The organism is bacterium (Candidatus Blackallbacteria) CG13_big_fil_rev_8_21_14_2_50_49_14, from assembly GCA_002783405.1.
Taxonomy (GTDB): domain Bacteria; phylum Cyanobacteriota; class Sericytochromatia; order UBA7694; family UBA7694.
In genome coordinates this window covers 127,350-153,070 of the sequence record PFGG01000080.1, presented here as the reverse complement: position 1 = coordinate 153,070, position 25,721 = coordinate 127,350, and the positions used below count along the sequence as shown (strand labels likewise).

21 protein-coding genes are annotated in these 25,721 nt (G+C 48.2%); 16 read left to right on the top strand and 5 right to left on the bottom strand.

What is annotated here, in order from left to right:
• Nucleotides 1–361: 361 nt before the first annotated feature.
• Genes COW20_23680 through COW20_23665 form a run of 4 tightly spaced genes read left to right on the top strand, consistent with a single transcriptional unit; the run spans nt 362 to nt 8,378 of the window.
• Entirely contained in the window at nt 362–2,272 is a 1,911-nt protein-coding gene (locus COW20_23680; protein ID PIW44646.1) for a hypothetical protein, read from the top strand.
• Nucleotides 2,269–4,218: a hypothetical protein gene (locus COW20_23675; protein ID PIW44645.1), complete on the top strand. Its 1,950-nt coding sequence runs from the start codon at nt 2,269–2,271 to the stop codon at nt 4,216–4,218. The genes COW20_23680 and COW20_23675 overlap by 4 nt, the downstream gene beginning before the upstream one ends.
• Nucleotides 4,166–7,252 (top strand): hypothetical protein, encoded by a 3,087-nt coding sequence (locus COW20_23670; protein ID PIW44644.1) that lies wholly within the window; start codon nt 4,166–4,168, stop codon nt 7,250–7,252. Before COW20_23675 ends, COW20_23670 begins: the two co-directional genes overlap by 53 nt.
• Nucleotides 7,245–8,378 (top strand): hypothetical protein, encoded by a 1,134-nt coding sequence (locus COW20_23665; protein PIW44643.1) that lies wholly within the window; start codon nt 7,245–7,247, stop codon nt 8,376–8,378. Before COW20_23670 ends, COW20_23665 begins: the two co-directional genes overlap by 8 nt.
• A 51-nt stretch (nt 8,379–8,429) precedes the next feature.
• Here COW20_23665 and COW20_23660 read toward each other — a convergent pair whose 3' ends face one another.
• Complete coding sequence (locus COW20_23660) at nt 8,430–9,371, bottom strand: MBL fold metallo-hydrolase (GenBank protein ID PIW44642.1); 942 nt, start codon at nt 9,369–9,371, stop codon at nt 8,430–8,432.
• Between the two features lie 215 nt (nt 9,372–9,586).
• Between COW20_23660 and COW20_23655 the strand changes: the two genes are divergently transcribed.
• The 12 genes from COW20_23655 to COW20_23600 all read left to right on the top strand — a co-directional run bounded on the left by COW20_23655 (nt 9,587) and on the right by COW20_23600 (nt 22,408).
• Nucleotides 9,587–10,444, top strand: coding sequence for a hypothetical protein (locus COW20_23655; protein ID PIW44641.1), 858 nt, complete (start codon nt 9,587–9,589; stop codon nt 10,442–10,444).
• Nucleotides 10,441–11,214 carry a hypothetical protein gene (locus COW20_23650; protein ID PIW44640.1) on the top strand — a complete coding sequence of 258 codons (774 nt, stop codon included), beginning with the start codon at nt 10,441–10,443 and terminating at the stop codon, nt 11,212–11,214. The genes COW20_23655 and COW20_23650 overlap by 4 nt, the downstream gene beginning before the upstream one ends.
• Before the next feature lie 52 nt (nt 11,215–11,266).
• Nucleotides 11,267–12,229 carry a phosphate/phosphite/phosphonate ABC transporter substrate-binding protein gene (locus COW20_23645; GenBank protein ID PIW44639.1) on the top strand — a complete coding sequence of 321 codons (963 nt, stop codon included), beginning with the start codon at nt 11,267–11,269 and terminating at the stop codon, nt 12,227–12,229.
• Nucleotides 12,230–12,232: 3 nt separating this feature from the next.
• A complete protein-coding gene (phnC, locus tag COW20_23640; protein ID PIW44638.1) occupies nt 12,233–13,033 on the top strand; it encodes a phosphonate ABC transporter ATP-binding protein in 801 nt (266 codons plus the stop codon).
• Nucleotides 13,034–13,140: 107 nt separating this feature from the next.
• Nucleotides 13,141–13,992, top strand: coding sequence for a phosphonate ABC transporter, permease protein PhnE (gene phnE, locus COW20_23635; GenBank protein PIW44702.1), 852 nt, complete (start codon nt 13,141–13,143; stop codon nt 13,990–13,992).
• A gap of 156 nt (nt 13,993–14,148) precedes the next feature.
• Nucleotides 14,149–16,116 (top strand): hypothetical protein, encoded by a 1,968-nt coding sequence (locus tag COW20_23630; protein PIW44637.1) that lies wholly within the window; start codon nt 14,149–14,151, stop codon nt 16,114–16,116.
• A gap of 35 nt (nt 16,117–16,151) precedes the next feature.
• Nucleotides 16,152–16,448, top strand: a complete 297-nt coding sequence (locus tag COW20_23625) for a hypothetical protein (protein ID PIW44636.1) — start codon at nt 16,152–16,154, stop codon at nt 16,446–16,448.
• 96 nt (nt 16,449–16,544) lie between these two features.
• Entirely contained in the window at nt 16,545–18,728 is a 2,184-nt protein-coding gene (locus COW20_23620) for a general secretion pathway protein GspE (protein PIW44635.1), read from the top strand.
• Nucleotides 18,729–18,758: 30 nt separating this feature from the next.
• A complete protein-coding gene (locus tag COW20_23615; GenBank protein ID PIW44634.1) occupies nt 18,759–19,871 on the top strand; it encodes a twitching motility protein PilT in 1,113 nt (370 codons plus the stop codon).
• An 18-nt stretch (nt 19,872–19,889) separates the two neighbouring features.
• Nucleotides 19,890–21,116: a pilus assembly protein PilC gene (locus COW20_23610; GenBank protein PIW44633.1), complete on the top strand. Its 1,227-nt coding sequence runs from the start codon at nt 19,890–19,892 to the stop codon at nt 21,114–21,116.
• Nucleotides 21,117–21,169: 53 nt separating this feature from the next.
• The gene (locus COW20_23605) at nt 21,170–21,898 is read left to right on the top strand and encodes an RNA polymerase subunit sigma (GenBank protein PIW44632.1); all 729 of its coding nucleotides are present in this window, start codon (nt 21,170–21,172) and stop codon (nt 21,896–21,898) included.
• Between the two features lie 15 nt (nt 21,899–21,913).
• Complete coding sequence (locus tag COW20_23600; GenBank protein PIW44631.1) at nt 21,914–22,408, top strand: hypothetical protein; 495 nt, start codon at nt 21,914–21,916, stop codon at nt 22,406–22,408.
• A 9-nt stretch (nt 22,409–22,417) separates the two neighbouring features.
• Here the strand turns inward: COW20_23600 and hemN are convergent, their stop codons facing one another.
• From hemN to COW20_23580, 4 genes are all read right to left on the bottom strand, one after another.
• A complete protein-coding gene (hemN, locus tag COW20_23595) occupies nt 22,418–23,809 on the bottom strand; it encodes an oxygen-independent coproporphyrinogen III oxidase (protein PIW44630.1) in 1,392 nt (463 codons plus the stop codon).
• Nucleotides 23,802–24,842 (bottom strand): uroporphyrinogen decarboxylase, encoded by a 1,041-nt coding sequence (hemE, locus tag COW20_23590; GenBank protein ID PIW44629.1) that lies wholly within the window; start codon nt 24,840–24,842, stop codon nt 23,802–23,804. The genes hemN and hemE overlap by 8 nt, the downstream gene beginning before the upstream one ends.
• Before the next feature lie 112 nt (nt 24,843–24,954).
• Nucleotides 24,955–25,239: a hypothetical protein gene (locus COW20_23585; protein PIW44628.1), complete on the bottom strand. Its 285-nt coding sequence runs from the start codon at nt 25,237–25,239 to the stop codon at nt 24,955–24,957.
• Complete coding sequence (locus COW20_23580) at nt 25,239–25,709, bottom strand: hypothetical protein (protein PIW44627.1); 471 nt, start codon at nt 25,707–25,709, stop codon at nt 25,239–25,241. The genes COW20_23585 and COW20_23580 overlap by 1 nt, the downstream gene beginning before the upstream one ends.
• Nucleotides 25,710–25,721: the final 12 nt, after the last annotated feature.

Sequence of the window (25,721 nt, the reverse complement as noted above, 5' to 3'; positions counted from 1 at the left end):
TACGTTTACCAAGGGGCTTCATCTCAAAAAACCTCTAATGCCTTTGAATTGATTGCAAATTTTGGATTCAGTATACCATCTGAAGGAGGGCCGCGAAGGCTTCTGATTTTATTAAATAGCTATTAAAGCTTGATTTGAAGTCTTCAGAACAGCTAGAATAGTTCTATAAGATACGAGTAGTTTTATGCGCAATGGGCAGAGGAGGAAACCATGAACCATTCGCTTTCCCGCCTGGCAGACTTTTTACGCCGTCTGTTTTTTCTGCCCCAACCTGTGCTGCAACCGATCGTCGTCAGAAGTAATCCTTACCCACCGGCGGCTTCTCCTTATTCCTCCCCCTGAAGGGGTCTAGCAATACAAAATGCGGATTGGTTTTTACGCTCCCTGCAATGAGTTTAACCGGCAGGCGGGCCCATTAATGGGCATTGCTTATATTGCCTCCTATTTGCAGGAAAAATTGGGTGTTGAGGATATTTTTCTTGAAGTCGATCCCGAACGGGTTCTGGAAAAAAAGCCTGATGTCATTGCCATTTCCGCCTTCTCAGAAAAATACAATCAGGTCATTCAAGCCGCCCATCAATTTCGCAAAGCGCAGCCTGAAACCCCCTTGGTTTTAGGGGGGCCCCATATTTCAGCCCTCCCCCATTCTCTCCACCCTTTGATCAATGTCGGCGTGATTGGTGAGGGCGAGAAGCCCATGTATAGTTTGATTAAAACCTTGCTTGAAGGCAAGTCATGGGAGACCGATCAGCTTCAAAACATTCAAAACCTGGTCTATTGGGGAGCTGAAAAAAAATTAGAACGCACCGTTTTTGAAGACCGGATCAAAGATCTCGATGAACTGCCCTTGCCCCGTCGCGATATTATGCGGGCCTGGTGGCCTGCACTTGAAAAAGAAGTGGTTTTTGACAGGGGCGTATATTCTTCCCGCGGTTGTTCTTTTCGTTGTCATTTCTGCATGTACAGCGAACGCGCCAATTTAATCCGCTATGTTTCAGTCGACAAAGTCATTGAAGACATTCTCGAAATTGTGCGCCATTACCCTGAACAAAAACATATTATTTTTTATGATGATCTCTTCGTGACCAAAAAATCGCGTCTGAAGGAACTGGCCGACGGCATTCGCGCAGAAAAGCTTCACCAACGCGTTTCTTTTGGTTGCATGGCCAAAACCAGTTTTTTTGATCGTGAGTTTGCCCTGATTCTGAAAGACATGAATATCCGCGTGATTTCTTGGGGTTTTGAAAGCGGAGCCGATCGGGTTTTGCACTACCTCAAGGATCGCCATTCCACGGTACGCAAACACCAACAGGCCGTGGATATTTGTAGCCGTGTCGGCATTTATTCGGGAGGTTATTTTATTGTCGGATCGTCACTCGAAACAGAAGAGGAACTGGCCAAGACCTATTGGTTTATTCGCAATAATCAGCCGCGCATGCCCTTGATCAGCGTGTTTCCCTTAATTCCTTTGCCTGGAACCACACTCTGGCAGGAGACTCAAAGCCGCGGCCTGATTGATGGCAGCTTTTCCAACTGGGATCACCTTGAATTTTTACATCTGGACCGCGAACACTATCTGCATCTCAATGAGAACTATTCACTGGATACGCTCAAAAACGCCTACGACCACAAATTTGCCCCCTTAATGGAGTGGACCACCCGCATTTTTTCACAGGTATTGGAATACGAAAAACTCCTAGAAACCTATTTTAAACAGGTTTTTCCAAATATCCAGCGCCTCTTTTCTGAAGGCAGTCAAGTGCTCGAAATTGGCAGGGGAGATCGCTGGCTGAGTTTTGAGCTTGAACAGCATTACCAAACAGCAACCCTGCATTGGAAAGAATATCCGACCTTGTCCCCGGAAACACCGTCTGAAGCGCTCGTATTGACGCATGTGCTCGAAAAATTTGGCTTCGACTCACCGCAATGGCAAGCCATTTCTGAATTTAAAGGCCCGATCTATCTACTGGTGGAAAACAGTGGCAATTTCTTAAACCTGCTCCATCTTCTGCAGGGGCAGTTTCCGAATGCTTTAGAAGAATTGGATCTTTACCAACAGAACTACCGCTATACCCTGAGCAGTTTGACCAAGGCCTTGAGCCAGCATGGTTTTCAAATTCGTCAGACTCAAAAATACCGCTTGCCTGAGCAAATTCCCAATCGCAAGGAACTGCAAAGCCTTCTGCAGAATATGTCCCAAGTGCTTCCCCTGCAAGCCTTTTTACAGGATATGGATGTTTTCTGCTATGGCTTGCTGATTCAGCGCCCATGAGCCCTCGCCCCCTGCGCATAGGCCTACTCTATGTGGATAATTTTCAACAGCCCCGCAGTCAGATGATTGGTTCATTGGGGCTGGGCTATCTTGCCGCCTGGCTCAAACAGGAAGAACCAGACTGTGAAGTGTTAATCGCCATTCGTACGGAAGAACTCATCAATTGGCAGCCTGATCTGATCGGCATTTCAGCCTATACCGAAACCCTGCCCCTGGCCCGCAGCTTTGCCAACGAATTAAAAATACTCCAAGTTCCCCTGATCTTGGGCGGCGCACATATTGCCTCCAATCCAGCTGATCTACCGCTTGAATTTGAGGCTGGTGTCGCCGGGGAAGGCGAAGAAGTCTTTTTAAAACTGGTACGCCTGGTGAAAGCAAAAAATTTTAGGCCTGAATCCTTAAAGGGGATCACGGGTGTCACCTTTCGAGAGCAGGGCAAAGTCATCAGCCAAGGGCGTTGCCCAGCGATTCAAAACCTCGATCAATTGGCCCACCCAGATCGCCAGTTAATGTTTGCCCCTATGCAAAAAATCTGGCCTGATTTCAAACCCATTCTGCATATTCATACTGCACGCGGTTGCCCCTATCGCTGCTCTTTTTGTTCTGCGCCCCTGGTGAACCCCCAATGGCGTTTTCACAGCCCCCAATGGGTGGTTGCAGAACTGGAAGCCATCGCACATCAATTTCCTGAAGCCACAGATATTACCCTCTCAGATGATCTGTTTACACTTAAAAAAAGTCGACTTGAAGAATTGGTAAGCGCCATTCGGGCTGCAGGCTTGCACAAACGCTTCTTTTTCTTTTGTTCTTCGCGTTCCAATACCCTGACCCCAGACATGTGTCGCCTGCTGCGGGATATGAATGTGCTGATGATCAGTTTTGGTTTTGAAGCCGCTTCAGATGCCCTGATCAAAGATTTAAAAGGGGTGGGAACCCGCCAGGCCGATTACGAAAGAGTCTTGGCACTGTGTGAAAACTTCGGAATTTATGCCCACGGAAATTTTATCATTGGCTCGCAAAACGAAACCCTTCACGATCTTCACAAAACCTATCATTTTGTAAGAGCACACCTTGATCGGCTGGCCTCTGTCTATTTCAGCCATATGACTCCTTTCCCCGGCACACGGGTCTGGGACGAAGCCCAAGCTGAAGGCCTGATTCCAGAAAACCTCGATTTCCGCGTGCTGAATCTGGAATACCAGCGGGGCCAAAGTGTCATGCTCAACCGGCATTACAGTGAAGAAAGTTATGAAATAGCCTATCGGGCCTTTAAGAAATTAGAAACCTTTTTAAATGACCGCTATTACAGAGAACAAAGTTTTTTAAGAGAGCTCACGGCCTTTGAGCGCTGGCAATGGCCAGAATACATCCTTTCCAGTTGTGAGCAAAAGGGTTGGAAAAAAGTAGGCATTCTGAGTGAAAGAGAAACGCATCTACCGCCAACCTCCCAGTTTGTTTACCTGCCCCGCGACCCCCAGCTCTGGCCAGAGGATCTGGATGCCCTTCTGCTTTACTACAGTCTCGAGCAGAAACGGGCTCCTGAAACCTGGCTTGAAAGCCTGCCGACAGATCTTCCCTTGATCTGCCTGTCTCAAAATATCGGCTTTTACTATAGCTGGGCCCTGCTTTTATTGGGCAAATGGGAAGAAGGCATTTATGGCACCCGTCAACGCAGAAACCTACGCTATTTTACCCGGCGCAGCCTGCAAGAACTTTTCGAAAACAAAGGGTATCAGCAAGCGGGGATCGTTCCACATGTATCCCAGCATGAACCCGATCCTTCCCTGCTAAAATTATTCTCCCTACTCGGGCAACCTGAAGATCTGCAGATTCACAGTTTTACCCATTTTTGGCTCCCACGGGAACTTGTATCCCCAGGAAAAATCAGTCAAAATGCAGAAGCAAAACCCCATCCCAAGGAGCCCCCCCATGTCCTTCCAATCTGAGAGTTTAACGGCATTTTTGCCTCAAATTCTAGAAGGACTGAGCGATTTGGTGATTATTTGCAATGCTGCCCAAGAAATTATCTTCTGGAACCAGGAAGCAGAGCTTTTCTATGGAATTAAACAGTCTGAGGCCATGGGGCGCAGAATTGATCAGCTCTATCCCTATACCTGTCTCAGTCACAGCGAAGAAGAAAAGCTCTACCTGGATCTCCAGCAAAATCGGCGCGGAGATGCCACCTACCGGATTGAGTTTCCAGATGGCAGCCTGCGCTATTTACAGACCACCACCTCACTTTGGCCGCCGGAAATGGATCAAATCCCCGATTTCATTGTGGTGGTTGCACGCGATATTACCGAAAAGTATATAAATTCCCAACGTCTCAAAGCCTTTGAGCAGATTTTACAACAAAACTGGGAAGCCGTTGTCTTCGCCGATATGACGGGTCATGTCATTTATGCCAACCCCGCAGCAGAGCAACTTTATGGCTATGACTCAGGAGAATTGATAGGGAAACATGTCGATATCTTCAATTCTCATTTAACCCTGCATACCCAGGAAATCATCGACAGTATCGTCAGCCAGGGGGGATGGTCTGGTACGCTGATTCAACGCCGCAAAGACAACTCTGTGTTTCACGCCCTACTGACAGTTTCTCTGATTCAGGGTACAGATGGTCACCCCATGGGATATGCCTCGAACAGCAAAGATATCAGTGTACAGAAACAGCTCTTGGAAGAACTTCAGATTTCAGAACACAAATTGAGCGCAGTCTATAACAGCACCACAGACAGCAATATCTTGCTTGATAAAGAACTTCGCGTCTTGGCGTTTAATGAAGTTGCCCAGCAAGGTCTTCAAGATTTTCTCAATGAAGAACTCAAAATTGGCTCTCCCTTTCACCCCGAGAGTTTACCCTGTGCAGCTCGGTTTCAAAGCAGTTTTCAAAGCGCTTTAAAAGGTGAAAAAGTCATTCTTGAAGTGGATTATCAGCTCAGTCCAGAGCAGACCCACTGGTTCCACGTAAGTTTTCACCCCATTTTCAATCAGGCCCACGAGGTCTGGGCAGTTTCGTTTAATTCCCGTGATATTAGCGAACTGAAAAGAGCACATTTTGAAGTACAGCAAAGCCGTCAAAATTTGCTTTCGATGATAGAAAACAGCGGTGACAGCATTGTCTTTATCAATCCAAAACTTGAAATTGTAACCCTGAACTCACGCTTCCGCGATAAGCTCGAAGAGCTTTCAGGGGTTTCCATCGATCAGGGCATGAGTATCAAAAAACTGATTCAGAGACATCCCCCCGAGATACAGAAGCTGTGGAACCAAGCGCTTGACCGGGCCCTGATGGGTCAAAACCAAATCGTAGAACGCAAAGAAATCCACAAGGGGCAGGATTTTTATTTTGAATTCATGTTCAACCCTGTGCTGAATGAACAGCATGAGGTTACAGGCTGCGTGATTATTATTCATGATATTACAGCCCGAAAACAGATCGAAGAAACCCTGCGCAGCTTGAATCAAGAACTGGAACAAAGAGTACAGGAACGCACTTCCGAATTACAAATTGCCAAAGAAGCAGCAGAAAAAGCCAATCAAGCCAAATCAGAATTTCTCGCCAATATCTCTCACGAAATCAGAACCCCCATGAATGCCGTGCTGGGCTTCTCGGATCTGCTCGATGAATTGATTGACGATCCCCGTTTAAAGCGCTATCTCAGAGCGATCAAATCCAGCGGTCGCAATCTTTTAACACTCATCAATGATATTCTTGACCTTTCAAAAATCGAAGCTGGCAAACTGGATATTAAACCTGAACCCGTTTTTATCCACAAAATACTGCAGGATACCGAACAGATCTTTCAACTCAAGCTTCAGGAAAAAGGGCTGCACTTTAAACTCGCCATTCAAGAGCATTTACCTGAACAAATGCTGCTCGATGAAATTCGCCTGAGACAGGTCCTCTTTAATCTCTTGGGAAATGCCGTCAAATTTACCCAATCAGGTTGGATCAGGCTCAAAGCAGAAGCCGCGCGAATGAACACAGAGAGCCTTGATTTAATTCTCAAAGTTGAAGATTCAGGGATCGGGATTGCCCCTGAATCCCTGCAAGGGGTTTTTGAAGCCTTTACCCAACAGGATGGGCAAGCAGCCAAACATTTTGGCGGAACAGGGTTGGGACTGACGATATCAAAACGCTTGGTGGAGATGATGGGGGGAACCATCTGGGTCGAAAGCGAACCCCATAAAGGCAGCAGTTTTACAATCAGGTTGCCCGATATTTCGATCGTTTCGGCTGAAGAACCAAAATCCAATTCAGAATTTCAGTTCAACCGCTGGAATTTTTCAGAAGGAAAAAAAATCCTGATTGTGGATGACCTTCCCAATAACCGTGAACTCTTACGCGAATATCTGACAGAACAGGCCTTTATCCTGCGCGAGGCCGAAGACTCAGAAAGTGCCTATCAAACAGCATTGAGCTTTCAACCCGATCTGATTCTGCTGGATATCTTTATGCCGCATAGCAATGGGTTTGATTTTATTTATCGTCTTCAGCAAACCCCCGAACTGGATTCTATTCCTGTGATTGCAGTCTCGGCCTCTTTACTTGCTCCCGAAGATATCGAGCGTTCAGGTTTTCGCGATTTTTTACACAAACCCATTTCCCGAGAAAGCCTCTTTCGCTGTCTGAGTAAATTTTTAGACTCCCTACCCGAATGGGTCAGTGAAGAACCTGAAAGTTTTTACCCCTCTAATTTTCAAACGGGAGCCAGTATTTTAAAAAAACAATTGCAGGAAATTCTGACAGACCGCTGGCTGACCGTTGTACAAAGTGGTTCTTTTGAAGATATCAAGGCCTTCGCAGAGGAATTGAATGAACTGGCTGAGCAGGCCTCTATTCTTCCTGTGGTAGATTATTCACGCCAATTATTAGATGCGGTAGCAGATTACCATATCGAAAAAATTAACCAAATTTTGGCGATTTTTCCTGAGCTGGCCCAGTCAAAACCAGAGGAGCCGCCCCCCAATGCCTGACTTCCGCCCCCGGGTACTCATCGTCGATGATATCGCTGCAAATATTCAATTGGTCGCTTCGATTCTTGAAAAAGAAGGCTACCATCTCAGCTTTGCCCAAAGGGGGGCCGATGCCCTGCAACTCTTGCAGCAACGTAAATTTGATCTGGTCTTATTGGACTTGCATATGCCCGGAATGGACGGTTTTGAGGTCTGTAAACAGCTCAAACAAAACCCACTCACGCGTGAGATTCCCGTCATTTTTCTCACGGCTGTCTCTGAAACTGAAAAACTGGTCATGGGCCTGCAGTTCGGAGCGGTCGATTATATCACCAAACCCTTTGAACCCATGGAACTTCAGGCCAGAGTCCGAACCCATCTTTCTCTGAAAGCCGCAAAAGACAAAATCATCTGGCAAAATCAAGAATTAGAACGCATGACCCGTGAAAAAAGCGAGTTAATGGGAATTGTCGCCCATGATCTCAAAAACCCGCTAACGGTGATTGTTTCAGGCATCGAATACCTGCGCATCAAAGAATTGGAATTGGCCAGCAACAGCTCACGCAGACTCAATAATATGCTGATCGCAGCCCAGAGGATGAACGCCCTGGTGGGTAATTTTCTCAGCCTTGAAAGCATGGAAACAGGAAAATTGCAGCTCAATTCAGAACGCCTGCAGGGCTCTGATTTACTCAAAGAACTGCTGGTACATTACCAGGAATGGGTAAGTTTGCGCGAAGTCAATGTCTACCTCGAAATCCAGGAGCGCCTGCATTTCGAAACCGATCTTCTGGCTTTACAGCAAATCCTTGAAAACCTATTTTCAAACGCCCTAAAATATACACCGGCTCATCAATCGGTTTGGCTGCGCCTGATCTCACAGCCCCAAACGCCCTATCCGATTCGGTTTGAAATTGAAGATCAGGGGCCGGGTATTTCAAAATCAGAACAGGAACAGCTCTTCAAGCCTTTCAGAAGATTGTCTTCTCCTTTGCCCAATGGTGAGCGTTCAACAGGATTGGGACTGTCAATTGTCAAAAGACTGACAGCACTTCTCGGGGGGAAAATCAGCTGCAGCAGTGAACTGGGCAAGGGCAGTTGCTTTGTCTTAGAACTGCCTGAAAAACTGGTCATCCCGTCTCTTTAATCGCCTGACATTCAAGCACACAGACGTAAAACAATCCACAGAAAAAAACCACTAAATCTCAACAGCTTCAGCTGCTTCAATGGATTTTTCTCCCCGACGCAGACGACAAGCCTTCATTTCTGGATCATGTTCAAAGATCAAAATGCCATTTTGGGCCAAAACATCTTCTAAGATCTGCTTTTTTTCTTCGATCGTTACCAGGGGGCGCAAATCATACCCCATCACATAGGGAATTGCAATATGGGCTGCCATGGGGATAATATCCGCCCCATAAATTGCAAACTGATTTTCGGCATAGATTTCAATCAACTGCTGCCCTGTTGTATGTCCTTGAGACAAACGGGCACGAACGCCAGGAAAAATATCACCTGCCCCCTCCAAAAAATGCAGTTGCCCAGCCGCTTGCAAAGGTACAAAATTCTCCTGTAAATAACTGGCCCTGTCTTTTTCAGAGGGTTGAAGTGCCCATTCCCAGTTTTCGCGTTGCACCCAATACTTGGCCTTGGGAAAAGCGGGTTTTAGATTTCCATCTTCTATACGGGTCGCTCCACCCGCATGATCAAAATGCAAATGGGTCAAAATCACATCGCTAATATCTTCAGGCTGTAAACCCACTTGCGCAAGCGAGTTCAATAAATGACTGTGTTCTAAATTAACCCCATAAATTTGTCTCTGTTTGGCACTCAGCTTATCGCCAATGCCTGTATCAATCAGAATCACCTGCTCTTGAGAGCGCAAAAGCACCACACGCATCGCCATTTCGATGCGGTTTTTTTCATCAGCAGGGTGTTTTTTTTCCCAAATGATTTTTGGAACCACCCCAAACATCGCTCCACCATCCAGCGCAAAACGTCCTGTTTCGAGCGTTACCACTTCGTATTCACCAATTTGCATACTCATCACCCTCCAAGAAGATTGTCTGCCCTTTAACCTAACAGAAGCCCTTGCAAAACACCAAGAGTATTCAGCGGAAGTCCTCCCTTTTGATGACATGTTGATGACATGTAAATTTTTATTTTTTTATCTTGAGAAAAATAAAACCAGTGACAGAGGGTCTGGATTTCAATGATATAATTCATCTCAGGTGGATGTCTCAAAGACAGCCCGCATGAAATTTCCCCCTCCCTCTTGTGCCTAGCCCACAACCGGTTCTGGAAGCATGCGAAAGGTCAGAAACCCTCCTGAATACGAAATAGAATGTGCTGATTATGCGTTTATCCCTGATTTTAACGTCTCTGGTTTTGCTGGTGCTTCAAGCAAGTGCCTTGAGTTCTCCCCTGAATTCTCACCCCCTCTCCCAATCAAAAAATCCGGGTAAGCACACCTACAAAACGGCAGTTTTACCCGTTTCGCCAGAACCATCGGCCACAGCCACCCATATCTTCCCCCAAAAAGAATTGCCCCATGACTGGCAAATTCCCGTTCAAGGCAAACTAACCAATCCCTTCGGCAATGGCTATTGGTATTACGGAATTTATCGAGGTGGACATACCGGCATTGATATCAAGGCCACATCGGGGGCTCCTGTTGTCTCTGCAAGCGAAGGCAAAGTGGTGATGATCCACCCCCATCAGGACAGACGCTATGGCTATTATGTGGTCATTCAACACGGCGATGGTTTTTATGCGCTCTATGGCCATCTTGCCAAAATTCAGGTCAAACAGAATCAAACGCTGAAAACAGGCGAAACCGTTGGGGCGGTTGGGCGCACGGGCGCAGCGGGCTATCCCCATCTTCACTTTGAAGTCATGGATCGGGTTCCAGTAAGAGACGGCGCCTGGGGCTATGCTTATATCTGCAGACAACCCCCCAAAGGCCAGGATTTGCTGCGTTTCAATTTTCTCAACCTGGCCGCTCGGGAAATGCAGAGCATTCGCCGTCAACGCCCTTCTGGATGCGGCGATATTCCACTCCGCAGTGGTCTGATTTACTATAACCCTGAGCTTTTTTTCAATCACTACGAGTTCAAACCTTGGCTGAGTGAGTTTCAACCTGAGAATGAAGAAATTGCCCGCTGGAAAATAAGACAAAACAAAACCCTGGTCCAAAAACGCAAAAATTTATGACCCCAATCTTTCTGTACCCAGCAGATTATTTCAAACCCCGTTTACCCGATGCTCAATTTCAAACAGAAGCCAAAGCCCTTGAGAATGCAGGTTTTCAAGTTCAGGTTTGGAATGGACAGGTGTTTTCGCCCAACACGCCGATCCGGGCCCTTTACAGGGGCTGGATGCTCAGTTTAAAAGATTATCAAAATCTTTACGCCCAGTGGGCAAAAGCAGGAGTTCTTCCGCTGACAAGCCCGGAACAGTATGGCCTCTGCCACTACCTGCCCAATTGGTATCCCCTGCTCTCAGAATGGACCCCCGAAACGGTAAGAATCAAAACCCCTGAAGAATTACCTGAAATCTTGGAGAGCTTAAATTGGGACAGCTATTTTTTAAAAGACGATGTGAAATCTTTAAATACTGGAAACGGCTCCCACGTAAAGACCTTGGCAGAAGCCCAAGAATGGGTGCGTGAAATGAAACAATTTAAAGGTCGGATCGAAGGGGGAATTTGTATCCGTCGCTGGGAATCCTGGTTGCCAGAAAGCGAAGTCCGCTGGTTTATCTGGAAAGGGAAGGCCTTCAGCCCTCAGTCCGAGACAGAAATTCCGCCGCCACTTGAAAAAGTCTTACAGGAGATCGCTGCTCCTTTTTTCAGTGTGGATCTAATTCAAAACAGTCTGGGTGAGTGGCGCATCGTGGAGTTGGGGGATGGCCAAGTTTCAGACTTGAAAAATTGGTCACCAGAACGCTTTGCCGATATTTTCAGAGAGCCGGATCTTGTCTGAAATAGTGAATTCTTCCTGTGCATGCCGCTTATGGGTGCTATACTGTTGATCAATTTCGCAGATACGAAGATGGAGTTTTCTCGTGCTCAAACGCTGCCTTCCCCTTATCGCCCTGATCTTTCCCTTACTGACTGGCTGCCCTTCTGGACAATCCGAGACTTCTAACTCAAGCCCCGAAAAAGCTGCAGTAAGAATTGGATTCATTCCCTCTGAAAATATGGAAGAAATTCAACGCAATTCTCAGCCCCTGATCGACATGATGAGCAAAAAAATCGGCAGAGAAGTACAGCCTTTTATTGCGACCGATTATACAGGCATTGTAGAGGCTTTTCGGGGAGGAAAACTCGATGCAGCCTTTCTCACCCCAGCCTCTTACGTTATGGCCAACAGTGAGGCCGGTGTCAAAGTCATTCTCAAAGCTCAGCGGGGTGACAAACCCTTTTACCATTCGATTATTTTTACCCGCCAGGATGCTGGGGTCAATCAATTGACGGATCTCAAAGGCAAAACCTTTGCCTTTGGCGACACCCTCTCCACTGCAGGTTATATTTACCCCTTAAAAATGCTCAAAGCACAGGGCATTAACCCGGCCACGGATTTTGACAATCTGATTTTTTCAGGGGGTCACGACGCCACCGTCCTGGCTGTCTTCAATAAAAAAGTAGTGGCTGGCGCGACCTATGCCAATGACCCCAAGGGAGATGACGCAGCCTGGAAACATCTGCTCAAACCTGAAGAAGCCAAGCAGCTCAAAATTTTGGCAGTCTCTGACGCCATCCCTTCAGATAATATCTGCATTAGCAAAGACATTGCCCCTGAATTGGCCAAACAGGTTCAGGATTTCTTTATTGAACTCAGCAAAGATCCTGAAGGTCAAAAACTGATTCAAAAGCTCTACCGCATCGACAGCTTTGTGCCTGCAACTGACGAAGATTACCAAGGGATCAGAAGCGCCTTTTCTGAAGCCGGAATCGAAGTGAAAAAAGAGCTTAGCGCTTCAGGCAAAGGAAAATAGACCATGCGTACGCCTTTACTCGAGCTGGTAAATCTGAAAAAATCCTACGCCGATGGGCGCCCGATTCTCAAGGGCTTGAGCATCCAAATTCAGGCCGGGCAGTTTGTCGGTTTAATTGGGCTCAGTGGCGCAGGAAAATCGACCTTGCTGCGCTGCATCAACCGTTTGGTTGAACCTTCTGAAGGAGAAATGCTCGTTCCCGGTGCTGTCTTTCTCAACAACAACGATCCAACCCGCCTGGATATCAGCAGCTTACGCGGCAAAGAACTGCGTGCCTGGCGCAGAAAAACAGGCATGATCTTCCAACAGTTTAATATTGTCAAACGTTTAACCGTGCTTGAAAATGTCTTGTCTGGGCGCCTGGGCTACCTCGATGCCATGCGTACCACCCTGAGAATCTTTAACCAGCAGGAAAAAGAAACCGCGCTGATCAATCTTGAACGTGTCGGCCTGCTCTCTCACGCCTATAAGCGTGCCGACGCCCTGAGTGGAGGAGAACAACAACGGGTTGCAATTGCACGCACCCTGATGCAAAATCCCAGTCTGATTCTGGCAGATGAGCCGGTTGCGAGCCTGGATCCTAAACTTGCAGAAACCGTACTGGATATTTTGAAACGCGTCAGCCAGGAAGACAATATCACGACGATTGTCAGCCTGCACACCCTTGAAATGACCCGACGTTATTCCGATCGCGTGATTGGTTTGGCTCAAGGAGAGGTCGCATTTGACGATCTTCCCGCAAATTTAAGCGACGAAGTTGTCGCCAATATTTACCAAAGATTTACCCGGCAGGCTACCAAATGAGTGATTTGCAGACCGAAACCCGTCAATGGAAAAATACAGCTGAGCTGCGTGAAAGTACACTTCAGCATGCCCCCAAACCACCGCATAAAGGTTCAAAGCGCTTGGTCATGCTTTTTTTAGCAGCGCTGCTTGTTCTTTGGGCTTTTGATGGGGCAAAATTCCGTTTTAACGAACTCTTTGAAGGCCTGCCCAAAATTATCGAAACCATTGGACGCATGCTGCCTCCTGACGGCACACGCATCGTAGACAAGAAATCCTATTCAGTACCTGAAGGGATGACAGTACCTCAACTCTTAACTCCCATGCCTTTATCCAAAGAACAGGCCAAGCTCAAACAGCGTTGGTGGAACAATACCTTTCCACAGACGATTGTAGGTGCAACCATTCAAACCATTCAAATGGCCTTGGTGGGGACTGTACTTGCTGTTATTTTTGCCTTTCCCTTGGCCTTTCTGGCGGCGATCAATACCACGCCTCACCCTGTGGTTTATAAATGCGTACGTTTTTTAATCAATCTCCTGCGCACCATTCCAGATCTGGCTCTGGGCTTAATTTTCGTTTCAGCAGTGGGCCTGGGACCTTTTGCGGGCACTTTGGCCCTGGCTTTTCATACCACCACAGTGCTCACGAAACTGCTCTCTGAATCGATTGAAAACATCGACAAGGGCGTGGTAGAAGCCATTCGCGCAACAGGCGCCTCCTATCCGCAAATTTTATCTTTTGCGGTGGTGCCACAAATGTTGCCTGATCTGATTTCATTTACGCTTTATCGTTTTGAAACCAATATCAGAGCAGCGGCTATTTTGGGTTTGATCGGTGCAGGAGGTATTGGCTATCTCTTAAATACCTCTTTCAGAACCTTTCAATACCAAGAAGCATCCTCGATTGTGGTTATTCTGATTGTTCTGGTCATGGGCGTTGACAATCTGAGTGCACGCTTGCGTAAACTCGTAATCTGAAACCTGATGACAATAAGTTCAGGCCTGCTGTATGGGTCTGAAAAAAGGTATGCTATAATTCGATGAACTGAAACTGGTTCGGGCAGACGATCAAATGGCCCGTCTCACTACATTGCGACACATATTCAGACAGAATTTTGAAAAAGGAGCATTGCAATGCGCAGAGGGGATATACCTCAACTGAATGACTACCACCAGTGGATGATTGGCGTCTGCCTGCTTGTCTTTCCTCTGATTAATCAAGAAGCGGTGGCCCAGACCGCCACTCAAACAACAACTGCAGTACAAACAACAACTCAACAGGCCGCTGCCGGCGGCCCCCCTGTAGCATTGATTGCCATAGGCGCTGTCGCTGTTATTTCGGTTGTGGCCGCACTTTTCTTGATGAAGGGCAAGTCTTCAGGACAGAAAAAATCACGTCCCACAACTTCGTCACGTCCGGGTTCTGCCCCCCCTTCTCCCTTAAAGAAGCCAGCCTCCCCCATCGCAGCAAAAAAACCGCTGACGCCTCCTCCCGTCTCGTCTACGCCTCCTGTGTCCTCTGCACCCCCAGTTTCATCGGCACCGCCGAGTCTGGCACCTCCAGCGGCTCCAGCAGCTCCTAGCCTGGCTCCCCCCCCTAAGCCAGCACCCGCTCCTGCGGCTGCTTCTTCTGTTTTTGACTCTTCAGCCTTAGACAATGCTTTGGACTCACTGCTTGAAGACAGTGATAAACCAACAGCTGCACCCGCCCCTGCTCCAGCGCCCGCTGGTGGTGGCCTTTTCGATGGCGGCCTCGACAACGCTCTGGATGACCTCTTTGGCGATTCAAGCCCAGCTCCGGCCCCTGCTCCTGCAGCAGCCCCTGTTGGCGGAGGTCTTTTCGATGGCGGCCTCGACAACGCTCTGGATGACCTCTTTGGCGATTCAAGCCCGGCTCCGGCCCCTGCCCCTGCAGCAGCCCCCGCTGGAGGAGGTCTCTTTGACAATGGCGGCCTTGACAATGCCTTAGATGACCTCTTTGGTGATTCCAGCCCAGCCCCTGCTCCCGCACCGGCTCCCGCTCCGGCCCCTGCTCCGGCCCCTGCTCCTGCAGCAGCCCCCTCAGGAGGAGGCCTTTTTGACAGTGGCGGCCTTGACAGTGCCCTGGATGACCTCTTTGGTGAAGAACCTGCCGCCCCTGCGCCGGCCCCCGCTCCCGCCCCTGCAGCAGCCCCTGCCGCTGCCGCTCCGGCCGCAGCTCCTGCTGGTGGAGGCCTCTTTGACGCCGGTGGTTTAGACAACGCTTTGGACGATCTCTTTGGCGATGCAGGCTCGGCCCCGGCCCCCGCTCCCGCCCCTGCAGCAGCCCCCAAAGCGGCCCCAGCCCCTGCTTCCGCCCCTTCCGGTGGAGGCATGTTTGACAGTGGCGGTCTCGACAATGCCTTGGATAATCTCTTTGGCGATTCAAGCCCTGCCCCGGCCGCTGCGCCAACCAGCAGTGGTTTGGATCTGAATGATCTGAATTTTGATGATCTGGCCTCGGCTCCTGCCGCAGCAGCTCCCGAACCTCCTGCACAGCCAGCCACCTTCAGCGCAGACAGCATTGGCTCCGATTTTCTTTCGTCTTTTAAACTGGATGATTCAAAATCTTCAATTGATGTCAACCAAAAACCGCCTTCTACGCAACCCAAAAAAGAAGGACTGGCGCCCATGGGCAAAATGCTCGTGGATCAAAGCACCTTGGAAGATATCATTCGCAGAGCTGAAAAATTAGGCTCCAAAGGCCTGACCACGACCCAGGTCATTTTGGCCGCTCAAGGCCAAACCTTTGACGAACTCTTGAAAGAAGTCAATGAAGTGCCTGGTGTTGTCGGCACCCTGATTGTCGGCAATGATGGCCTGGTGATTGCCAATACCATGCCCACTGAAATCGACAAGGAAATTGTAGGTGCCTTAACCTCCTCAATTTACTTGAATATTGATGTTCAGGTAAAACAAATGAAACGTGGCGGTATTCGCCGGATGGTGATCGAAACGGATATTGGATATACCGTGCTTTCTTCACTTGAAATGGGAACCTTGGTTGCCTTCAGCCAAAATACCCCTGAGTTCAGTATGAACAAACTGATAGCTGCAGTAATTGCCATGAGCGGGAGACAATAAAAACCATGTCTAACTACCAAAATGAAATTTCAACCATGCAACAACTGCCTGGCGTGACATCTGTCGGAATTGTCAGCGGTGCAGGACAATTGGTGACCAGCAATCCACCCATGGAAGCAGAAGTAGGCAATGTTGCCATGTCAATGTTTGCCAATCTGGGTGTTCAGATCAAACGTATGCAGAGAGGAACACTCAAACGCATTCTGCTTGAAACGGAACAAGGCATTACCTTATTATCAGGATTAGCAGATGGGAGTCTGATGGTTGTTTTTGTAAACAGCACAGATGGCTTCAATCTTTCAAAACTGATGGAAACAGCGGCCAGCCTCTAGGGGTGTTCGCTTGTCACGCGTTGTTCAGCTAAAAGCCGATATAATTAAAAATATACCGGTACTATTAATAATTGCAGAGGGTGTAGATCAACAGGCATGGCTCTAGTACGCAAGCGACTCGGAGAAATTCTGCTCGAAGCTGGCATGATCAGCGAGGATCAGCTTGAAGAAGCGCTGGTTCAACAGAAAAACACCAGCAAATCCCTGGGGCAAATTCTGATTGAACAGAATTATGTCACTGAAAGCAATATCAAAGACGCACTCGAGTTGCAATTTGGCATCAGCTATGTCAATGTCAAAACGATCAAACTGACATCAGACCTCTTAACGATGATTCCTGAAAATCTGATTCGACAACGTCAGATTATCCCGATTAATTTCGTCAACAATAACCTGACGATTGCCATGGTCAATCCACAGGATTTGCCAGCCATTGACGATGTGCGCATGTCTGTCAGTAAAAAAATTGGCAAAAGTATCTCTGTACGCGCAGTGGTCATCACAGAAGATGATTTTTACGCATTTTTGAATGACCAATTGGATGCAGCCAAACCCGCCGCAACCACGGAGGTCAAAAAAGGACCCGTCGGGATTGCGCTCGACAAAGACCATGACACCGATGAAATTGTCGGTGAAATGGAAGTTTCTGAAGTCGATGATGATGAAGAGTTTGACGAGTCAGACGCCGATGCCGCCCCAATTGTACGTTTGGCAAACGCCATTCTGGCCAATGCCTTAAAAAAGAAAGCCAGTGATATTCATATTGAACCCCAGGAACATGAACTGCGCCTGCGTTACCGTATTGACGGGGTCTTGCACTCAGAACCTCACCTGCCCAAACGCATCGCCAATGCCTTGGCTTCTCGCTTCAAGATTATTACCAACCTGAATATTGCCGAAAAACGTCTACCCCAGGATGGTCGTCTGAGACGCCGTATTGGCGGGCGCAATATTGACTTTCGCGTTTCCACCCTGCCTTCCAAACACGGTGAAAAGATCGTTATGCGTATTCTGGACAACTCCAATACTTCATTGGGCCTTGAAAAGCTGATGATTTATCCCGAATTGCTAAAAGCCATTCGCGAATTCGTACAACGCCCCTACGGCATTATCTTCGTAACAGGCCCCACAGGCTCCGGAAAAACCACCTCGCTCTATTCCATCCTGGCAGAGCGCAATACCCCAGATGTCAATATCTCAACCGCAGAAGACCCGATTGAATATGATTTGGCGGGTATTACCCAATCACAGGCCCAGCCTGAAATTGGCTTAACTTTCGCACGCATCTTGAAGGCCTTCTTGCGTCAAGATCCGGATATCATGCTGATCGGGGAGACCCGTGACAAAGAACTCGCACATATTGCAATTGAATCTGCGCTGACAGGTCACTTGGTGTTTACCAGTCTGCACACCAACGATGCTCCAGGGGCGATTACCCGTCTCCAGGAAATGGGGATCGATGGTTTCCTGATTTCTTCTTCCACGATCTGTGTACTGGCTCAACGTCTGGTGCGCCGTATGTGCCCAGAATGCCGTGTTTTATATGAGCCAGACGAAGCCTTGCTCTATTATGTAGGTTACCCCTTCTGGAAACCCGGTGAAAAAATTCAGGTTTACAAGCACAATGAAGAAGGCTGCGAAAAATGCAGTGGCGGCTACAAAGGCCGTATGGGTGTTTATGAGCTGATGGCCATCAATGATGATCTGCGCGAAGCCATCAACAAAGACGCAGTTAAATCGATTATCCGCCAGGCCGCTAAACGCAGTGGCATGGTGCCGCTCAAAGAATATTCCCTAATGCTGGTACGCGACGGTTTTACAGACTTTGACGAGGTTTTACGCGTCACCATGACCGATGAAGGCTCTGAAGATGGGGACATTGAAATGGGATTCTTCCCCCCTCCCGAAGTGCCTGAACCCCGAGAATTGATTCGGCTGATCCCTCCCCGCAAGCCAGACTACCGAGCACAAGCAAAACAACAGGCTGCTGCTTCAAAACAAGCAAGTTCGCCTTCCCCCAGTGGTTCTTCACTGGAAACATCATCACCGCAGCACAGTGCCCCTGCTGTTTCAGATGGCAGTGGCTCAGAAGCGATTGCCATTGCACCCCCTTCTGACAAGAAAAAAGGCCCCCCACAGCCTAAAATCAGAGGGGCCTTGCCTGCTGCAGGTCAATCAACCGCTTCGGCCTCTGATCGTTGTCCCTCTTGTCTGGCGACGGTCGAAGAAGAATGGGATACTTGCCCATACTGCTTTACAACACTTAAACAAAAAGCTTAATATCAGGTTGAGAAGAGGAGTATCTGCTCTATGTCCCAGATCTTCATGGAAGAATTGCTTCAGATGGTTTTCGATAAGGATGGCAGCGACCTGCATATTGCGGCAGGCGTTCCCCCCATGATTCGCGTCAATGGCAAACTTACACCGACAGACTTTGAGCCTCTCACTCCAGAAGACACACAAAAACTGATCTTTAATATTCTCACCAATGAACAGCGCAAAACCCTCGAGCAAACCTGGGAGCTTGACTGTTCTTACGGGGTGGTGGGTCTGGGACGTTTTCGTGTCAATGTCTACAAAGACAAAGGTGCCTATGCGGCTGCCCTGCGTACGATTTCCTCCAAAATTCCCCGTTTTGATGAGCTGGGTCTGCCTCCTGTCGTCAAAGAGCTTACCAAAAAACCCAGAGGTCTGGTCTTGGTAACAGGGCCTACCGGGAGCGGAAAATCCACCACCCTGGCATCCATGATTGATTTAATCAATACAGAAAGAGCAGAACATATTCTCACGATTGAAGATCCGATTGAATATGTACACGTTTCCAAAAAAAGCTTGGTTAATTCCCGCGAATTGGGAGAAGATACCCGTTCCTTTGACAATGCCCTGCGCGCAGCTCTGCGTGAAGATCCAGACGTTATTCTGGTCGGCGAAATGCGTGACCTTGAAACCATCCGTCTGGCACTCACCGCAGCGGAAACAGGTCACTTGGTCTTTGGCACCCTTCACACCAGCTCTGCCAGTCAGACCATTGATCGTGTGGTAGACGTTTTTCCGCCCCACCAGCAAACCCAAATTCGTATCCAACTTTCCAACAGTCTTGTCGCTGTACTTTCTCAAACCCTATTGCCCCGTGCCACCGTGGGAGATTTTGCCCCGCGCGGCAAAGGCCGTGTCATGGCCATGGAAATCATGACCGTGACACCTGCTATTGCCAACCTGATCCGGGAAGGTAAAACTCCCCAAATCTATTCAGCCATTCAAACCGGTGGCAAATACGGCATGGCTACCCTGGAAATGGTACTGCGTGATTTGTGTATTTCACGCCAAATCACCTTTGAAGACGCGATCCAAAAGACAAGTCGACCGGATGATTTCCAACGTTTGATGAATGAAAGTGGCGGCGCAGCTGGCGGACGTCGTTAACTGTAAGAGGAGAAAAGAATGGCAACTTTCGCATGTACCGTAAGAGATGCCCGTGGACAACAGGTATCTAAAACCATAGAGGCCCCTAATCTGGCACAGGCCCGTGCAAAGTTGCGTGAACAGGGTCTTTTCCCACTGGATATTACCGAGAAACAAAGTGGTGGCGGGGGCTTAGGCGCTGCCATCAATAGCCGTCTGATGAAAATGCAGAAGGTCAAACTGAAAGAGATGGTGGTTTTTACCCGTCAGTTTGCCACCATGATCAATTCAGGTGTAGCGCTTTTAAGAGCCTTGAATATCATGGCAGAACAAGCCCAAAGCCCTGTTTTCAAGCGTATCCTCAGTGAGGTGCGTGATGGCGTTGAAGAAGGACGCTCGCTGTCTGAATGTCTGGCCGATCATCCCAAAACGTTTAACAAGCTCTATTGCAGCATGGTTTCGGCAGGAGAAATGGGCGGGGTTCTCGATGAGGTGCTCAACCGTTTGGCACTCTTTATGGAAAGCAATGCCAAACTGATTGGGCAGTTAAAATCTGCCATGACCTACCCTTCGGTCGTCTGCTTTATCGCCACCTCGATCTTTATTTTCCTCTTGAGTTTCGTGATTCCAATCTTTAAGGAAATGTTTGACTCCATGGGGGTTCCCCTGCCAGCCTTTACCCAATTGCTACTGAATATGAGTGCTTTGGTTCGCGGCTATTGGTTTATTATCTTTCCGTCGATATTTGGTTCAGCCTGGGGGCTCTTCGCCTATGTCAAAACTCCCTTTGGCCGCTCACAATTTGACAATGTCATCCTGAAAGCTCCCATTTTTGGAGATATTGTTCGTAAAGTAGCCATTGCCCGTTTCACCCGCACACTGGGAACCCTCTTGCGCAGTGGCGTTCCCTTAATGAGCGCCCTTGAAATCACCCAAGATACGGCTGGAAATGTGCATATTGCCGCCGGGATCGCAAAGGTTCGTGAAGCTGTCAGTGAAGGTGAAGGCATGACCAAACCCCTGACACAAACCAAGCTCTTTCCCCCCATGGTCACCCAGATGATCTCCATTGGGGAAGAATCCGGAAACGTAGACACCATGCTCTCAAAGGTCGCTGACTTCTATGATGAAGAAGTAGAGCAAGCGGTTAAGGCCTTGACTTCTTTACTTGAGCCGCTTATGATGGTGCTAATTGGTGGCATGGTGGGTAGTATTATCATTGGGATGTATTTGCCCATGTTCAGTGTTATCAGTGCGATTCAATAATCGCTTCTGTTTCCTTACGGCAACAGAAACGCATTGAAAAAGGCAGGCTGGGAATGACCGCCCTCAAAGATCAAGAAAATACGCGTGAAGAAATTCTAATCCAGAATATGGATCTGGTGCATCGGATTGCGCGTAATTACAGTCAAATGGTGCAAAGTCATTATGAGGATCTGGTTCAAGTCGGTGCCATCGGCCTACTCAATGCAATTAAACGCTATGACCCCGAACGAAAAATCAATTTTCGCACCTATGCTGCCCATCTGATTGCAAGTGAAATCAAACACTACCTGCGTGACCAGTTGCCTGTGGTCAGACCTCCCCGCGAACTGCAAGAACTGCTTCCCAAAGTGCGCAATGCAGAGCTTCATCTCTTAAGCACATTGGGCCGGGAAGGCTCTCAGGAAGAAATCAGCGAACATTTGGGCATCAGTCAGGAAAAACTCGAAGAAGTTCGCCATCTCGAAAAAAACTTCTTTCCCATTTCTTTAGATCAGGATTACAAAGCCTTTCAAGAAGGCACCACTTCGATCTTGGATCAACTGGAAGATAGACGTTATAAAAGCTTTCAGCTGGCCCAGGAAGATCGGATTCTTTTACAAGATGCACTTAAAAAAGTGCGTTTTCAATCCCGCCAGATCCTCGAATTTGCCTTTTATCAGGATCTGACCCAAACCGAAATTGCTAAAAATCTAGGCATTTCACAAATGCAAGTTTCGCGCCGCTTGAAAAAAGCCCTGGGCGAACTATGGGATAGCCTCAATACCCGCATCACGCCCTGGTAAGTGTGCTCCAGCCCCATGAAATACGCCCAAGCTGAAATTGAAAGGCGTTGGCTGGTGGATACTTCTGCACTTCCCGATTTAAGCAGTTGTCGACACGCACTGATCACCGATTCTTATCTTCAGGCAACACGCCTGCGCCTGAGAAAAATTGAAAATCAGGCAGACGTTCAATTTAAACTTTGCAAAAAATATGGCAAAGCACATCCCTTGACTGAAGACATCACAAATATCTACCTAACACAGAGTGAATATGAACAGCTCTTAAAAAGCCTGCCGGGTGCGATTTTGCGCCGAAAAAGAATCTATTTTCCCTACCAAGGACACCATCTGGCGATTAATTTCCCAGAAAACCCCAAGGCTCCTGTGATTGCAGAATGTGAATTTCTGTCGGAAACAGAAGCCGAGGCATTTTTTCCCCCAACTTTCTGTCGGGAAGAGGTCAGTGACAAGCCAGAATTTGAGGCCTGGAATTTTGCCCAAACAGAAGAAGGGTTTGCGGCCTTTCTCTAAAAAGCAAGCCTAAGCCGTTCGTGAAAACTGCTGTTTGCCCTGCTGCTGTTTGAGATAGGCATCCCAAATCATACAGACATTGCGAATTAAAATCTGCCCACGTGGTAAAACCTGAACTCCAGAGGGGCTCATCGCCACCAATTGGTCATCCACCAGAGTTTCCATCTCGGCAATTTCAGCTGCGAAATAGGTTTTAAAATCAATTTCAAAGGCTTTCTCCAAACGCGCATAATCCAGGTAGCAATTGCAGATCAAATCTTCAATCACGGCTTTGCGCAAATGGTCATCGGCAGACAGCACCATGCCCCGCAAAGTGGGCAAATGCCCAGCTTTGAGACGCGCTTCGTAATCAGGCACCAGGCGTTCATTTTGAATAAAATGACCTTCAATTTCAGAAATCGAAGATACGCCAAAGCCATAGAGATCGGTGCCCGCCTGGGTGGTATAGCCCATAAAATTTCGGCGCAGGGTGTGTTCCTGCTGGGCCAGAGAAAGCTCGTCATCGGGCTTGGCAAAATGGTCCATGCCAATATAGCGATAGCCCTTTTGCAGAAAATCGTCAATTGCCAGTTCAAAGATATCGAGCTTGGTTTCAGACGATGGCAAGGTTTCTTCTTTGATCAGTTTTTGAGCCGGTTTCAGCCAGGGCACATGGGCATAGTGAAAGAGCGCCAGCCGATCAGGATCCAAGCTGGCGACCTGTTTCAAGGTTTCAGAAAAGGAAGCCACCGTTTGATAGGGCAGGCCATACATCAGGTCAATATTGACGGATAAAAAACCCAATTTACGGCTGTTGGCAATCAGCTCAGCAGTATCTTCAAAACGCTGTACCCGGTGAACGGCTTCCTGAACCTCAGGATTAAAATCCTGAACCCCCATGCTGATACGGTTAAAGCCAGACGCGCGCAAGGCCTGTAGGTGCTCAAGGGTCGTCACACGCGGATCGACTTCAATCGAAAGTTCGGCGTTTTCAGAAAAACGCATGCGTTTTTTGATCATCGCCACCACATCGACAATCTGTTCAGGACTGAGATAGGTCGGTGTGCCCCCGCCCCAATGCATTTGAGAAATTTCACGGCCTGAGGCCAGAAAAGGTGAAACCAATTCAAGCTCCCGCTCGACAGCTTCGAGATAGGGGCCAAGAACCGCCTTATTGCGAGAAATTTTTACATTGCAGCCACAATACCAGCACAAACTGGTACAAAAGGGCATGTGAAAATAAAGCGCCAGGGCACGGGTACTGTTCTCTGGATTATTGGCACGGTAAAGCGCTTCAGCCTGTTCTGGGCCAAAATCATCGCGCCAGACAGGCGCCGTCGGGTAAGAGGTATAACGGGGGCCTGGCTTGGCATATTTGGCGAGCAGATCGCGCGGAACGTGAAAATCTAAGGCCTCAGGCATAGGATTTCACAGTATCAACAAGACGTTTAACATTTTCAACCGGCGTTCCAGGCAGAATACCATGGCCTAAATTAAAGATATGCCCGGTCTTCCAGGCAAAGCCCCCAATCAAGGCGCGGGTCTGGGCTTCGACATCCTCAGCGGTTGAGAACAGACGAACAGGGTCAAGATTGCCTTGAAAAGCCACCTTCTCACCCACCCGCTCGGCCGCGTCATTCAGATCAACACGCCAGTCCAGGCTGAGTACGTCGGCACCACTTTCTGCAGTGGCCTCAAGAAAATGCCCTGAATTGCCCACATAGAGAATCAAGGGAACTTCAGGATGCAATTGTTTAAACCCTTGAATTACTTGTTGGGTGGCAGGCAGCGCATAGCGGCGGTAATCGGCCTGATTTAAAGTACCGGCCCAGGAATCAAAAATCTGCACCAGGCGCGCACCTGCTTTGACCTGATACGACAAATAGCTAATCAAGACCCCTGAAATATGCTCAAGCAGGCGCTGAAACAGTTCAGGAGCCTGGTACATCATGGTTTTAATTTCAATATAATTGCGACTGCCCCCGCCTTCGATCATATAGGCCGCAGTTGTCCAGGGGGCCCCTGTAAACCCCAGAACAGGAATTTTGGGCTCCACTTCACGTTTGAGCATGGCAATCGCTTGCCCCAAAGCAGGAGAAGCTTCGGAAGGGTCTGGCGTTTTCAAAGCCCGTAAATCTGCCTCATTGCGAATCGGATTGTGTATCACAGGGCCTTCGCCCTTGACATACTCTAAATCACAGCCCATATCGCGGGCAGGAATCAAGAGGTCGGAAAAAATAATCGCCCCATCTACACCCAATTGCTCAACCGGCTGCATAGAAACTTCAACCACACGCTCAGCCGTATCACAAAGGGTTAAAAAATCAACCTGCGCTCTGACCGCACGAAACTCGGGCATATAACGGCCCGCCTGACGCATCAGCCAAACGGGAGGGCGGGGTACGGACTGTTTGCGTGCCGCACGTAAAATTAAAAAATCGGGTTCTTCAGTCATAACTTTATCTCAATCCATAAAAACTGGGACTCTTACAAAGACTTCCAAAACGAGCCCAAAGGTATTGTAGCCCGGATTCCTCCCTGAAGGGTAGCAGAAGAAAGCGCTTGCTTCAGACCAGAAAATTACGACCTTCATCCATCAATTGTTGGCAAGTTGTAAAGGTTTTGGTGGTATAGATCTTGCTCACATCATAAATTTGGAGTGCTTTAAAGGCCGGTTTATCCGCTATTTTTTCAACATAGAGATGCAACATTTCAAGCTTGGGCGCTCCCTGATCAAACTCGATCAATTGCCGACCCACCTGCATCATCAATTCACCACTGGGTTTCTCTACGGCAATGCCCACAATTTTATCGTACATGGTGCGCAGATAGCGAAAACGATAAACCGACATTATTGACCTCCTTCTGCAGCGGGCTGCCCCTTCTCTTTTTCGAGCTGGGCGATCAAGGCTTCAATTTCCTGTTTCTCTTTTGCTTTCAACTGCTCGGCAGGCACAGCCTTTAAATAGGCCTGAAAAGAAGCAATTGCAGCCTCAGCTTTGCCCTGCTCTTTGAAAATCAAGCCTTTGACCTTATGTGCCAATGCACCTTTGGGGTTCAATTTTAAGGCGGCATCCAGCTGAAACAAAGCCTTGGCATAGTCTTTTTTCATACTGTAGATCAAAGCCAACGAAATATACGCAGGCTCAAATTCAGGATCGGTGGCCAAGGCCTGCAGATAGGCTTCCTGGGCTTTATCATAGGATTTTTGAGCAGCAAAAATCTGCCCTTGGTGAAAGAAATCCTCTGCTGAAGCGGCTCTCGCCGGAGAGAGCACAAAAGCATTCGCTAAGAAAACACAAATCAAAAGCAGTTTTTTCATGATTTACCTCAA